Origin of the sequence: Streptomyces sp. SID14478 (genome assembly GCF_010548525.1) — a bacterium.
Classification (GTDB): domain Bacteria; phylum Actinomycetota; class Actinomycetes; order Streptomycetales; family Streptomycetaceae; genus Streptomyces.
The window spans coordinates 1-2,518 of the sequence record NZ_JAAGMG010000358.1 but is presented as its reverse complement, the minus strand read 5'-3'; the positions used below and the strand labels follow the sequence as shown (position 1 = coordinate 2,518).

General features: G+C 74.4%; 1 protein-coding gene and 2 pseudogenes. All 3 read right to left on the bottom strand.

The window, feature by feature from the left end:
- Nucleotides 1-622: pseudogene (locus tag G3I40_RS11830) on the bottom strand (hypothetical protein); the annotation flags it as partial.
- 353 nt (nt 623-975) lie between these two features.
- A complete protein-coding gene (purD, locus tag G3I40_RS11825) occupies nt 976-2,235 on the bottom strand; it encodes a phosphoribosylamine--glycine ligase (RefSeq protein ID WP_164302117.1) in 1,260 nt (419 codons plus the stop codon).
- Between the two features lie 106 nt (nt 2,236-2,341).
- Nucleotides 2,342-2,518 (bottom strand): annotated as a pseudogene (locus tag G3I40_RS47065) (DNA polymerase III subunit gamma/tau); the annotation flags it as partial.

Genomic DNA, 2,518 nt, shown 5'->3' with positions numbered 1-2,518 from the left:
CGACCGCGACAGCGGCGTCCAGGCCGCGCACGAAACGCCGGGCGGCGGCTATGTCGGGGTGCGCCGAAGGGCCCGTACCGGCGACGACCGGGGCGAGGACGGCGCGCAGCTCGGCCACGCGCATCCACCACAGGAACGGGGAGCCGATGACCAGGACCGGCGCGACCGGGGCCTTCCCGTCGGCGTCCGCGGGGCGGCGCGGTGGGCCGTGGGCCGGATGCGTACGGTCCTCCAGCCAGCTGTCGCAGTCCGGGGTGAGCGCTATCGCCGACGGGGCCGGGACGTCGAGCCGGTCGGCCAGGTCGCGGACCAGGCGGTACAGGTCGGGGGCGGTCTCCTCGGCGATCGGGACCGTGGGGCTGACGGCGGGCCTGGCCCGTGTCACGACCAGCGCGACGGCCGCTGCGGCGAGCAGCACGACCACCGCGAACGCGGACACAACCACCCGCGCGACGTCCCAACTGCCGCCCGTCAGGCGGCCGGTGGCACCGCCCGCGAGCAGGATCACCGACGCGGCGGCCGGCAGCAGGGCGAGGCCTGTCGCCCGGCCGCGCAGGCGCAGCACGGCGACGGCCCGGGAGCGCGCTGCCTGCGCACCCGCTTCCGCACCCATACCGGACACGATCGATGTCACCCCCTGCTGCCTGTGCCTTCTGCCCGACCGCGGGAACGGATCCGCGGCGGGGCACTGGTGGCGTTGCTCACTCCCCCACTGTGGCACCCGCCACTGACATCGCAATGCCGGTGGTCCGTCTGGTTCTGTCCGCATCCGGGACTGCTCCCCGGACCGCTCCCGACGGGCGGTGGTTCGGCTGCACGGGTGCCTGAACTCCGTGCGCCGCACCCTAGTTGGGCACAGGGGCACCGTCAGCCGGATGGACCATCGGTCACTCGATGGAATGGCTTTGGGCAAAGGTGGCTGACATGCGACGTCCGGACGGGAGAGGGTGACACCCGTCCGGACCAGGGCTGGGATCAGCTCTCGGCGGCGGCCTTCGCGGCGATGTCCGTGCGGTGCTGGGACCCGTCGAGGCCGATGCGGGCCACCGCCGTGTACGCGCGTTCGCGGGCCTGCCCGAGATCGGCGCCGGTCGCCGTGACGGAGAGCACCCGCCCGCCCGCGCTGAGGACGGGCCCGTTGTCGCCGTCGCGCTTCGTCCCGGCGTGCAGGACGTACGCGTGCGGGGCATCCTGTGCGGCCACCGCGTCGAGCCCGGTGATCGGGTCGCCGGTGCGCGGGGTGCCCGGGTAGTTGTGCGAGGCGACGACGACGGTCACGGCCGCGTCCTCGCTCCAGCGCAGCGGCTCCAGGTCGGCGAGCGTGCCGGTCGCCGAGGCGAGCAGGAGGCCGGCCAGCGGGGTCTCCAGCCGGGCCAGGACGACCTGGGTCTCGGGGTCGCCGAAGCGCGCGTTGAACTCGATGACGCGCACGCCGCGGCCGGTGATGGCCAGACCGGCATAGAGGAGACCGGAGAAGGTCGTGCCGCGCTTCTTCATCTCGTCGACGGTGGGCTGGAGCACCGTGTCGAGAACTTCCTGCACCAGCTTCGGGTCGGCCCACGGCAGCGGCGAATAGGCGCCCATGCCGCCGGTGTTGGGGCCCTCGTCGCCGTCGAGCGCGCGCTTGAAGTCCTGGGCGGGCTGGAGCGGGACGACCGTCGTGCCGTCGGTGATCGCGAAGAGCGAGACCTCGGGGCCGTCGAGGAACTCCTCGATGACGACGCGCTCGCAGGCGTACCCGTGGGCGCGGGCCGCCTCGACGTCGTCGGTGACGACGACGCCCTTGCCCGCGGCGAGGCCGTCGTCCTTCACGACGTACGGGGCACCGAACGCGTCGAGCGCCCGGTCGACCTCTTCCCGGGTCGTGCAGACGTAGGAGCGGGCGGTGGGCACGCCGGCGCCCGCCATCACGTCCTTGGCGAACGCCTTCGAGCCCTCCAGCTGCGCGGCCTCGCCGGACGGGCCGAAGGCCGGGATGCCGACGGCACGGACGGCGTCGGCGACACCCGCGACCAGCGGGGCCTCGGGGCCGACGACGACGAGGTCGGCCTCCAGGCGCTGGGCGAGGGCCGCCACCGCGGCGCCGTCGAGGGCGTCTACGGGGTGCAGTTCGGCGACCTCGGCGATGCCTGCGTTGCCAGGGGCGCAGTGCAGGGCAGAGACGGCGGGGTCGAGGGACAGAGAGCGGCACAGGGCGTGTTCGCGGGCGCCGCCGCCGATGACGAGGACCTTCACGCCGGTCAGCCTATCCGCCTGGGCCCGGTGCTCTTGTACGGGCTTCCCAAGGGGCGACGGGCCGGGGCTTGTGGCTTCCTCCAGGTGCGGTGCGCGGGCCGGGCTCCTACTCGTTCGTGAATTCCTCGACCACCGTCGCGCCCAGTTCGCGGACGATGAGGTCGTGGCCGGACAGGGCGGTCTCGTCCAGGTCCGGGTCGTCGTCCTCCGGGGTGTCGTCCTCGGCCGAGACCGGCGGGCGGGCGGGGGCCGGGGCGGGCACCGGAGCGGGCGCGGGTGCCGG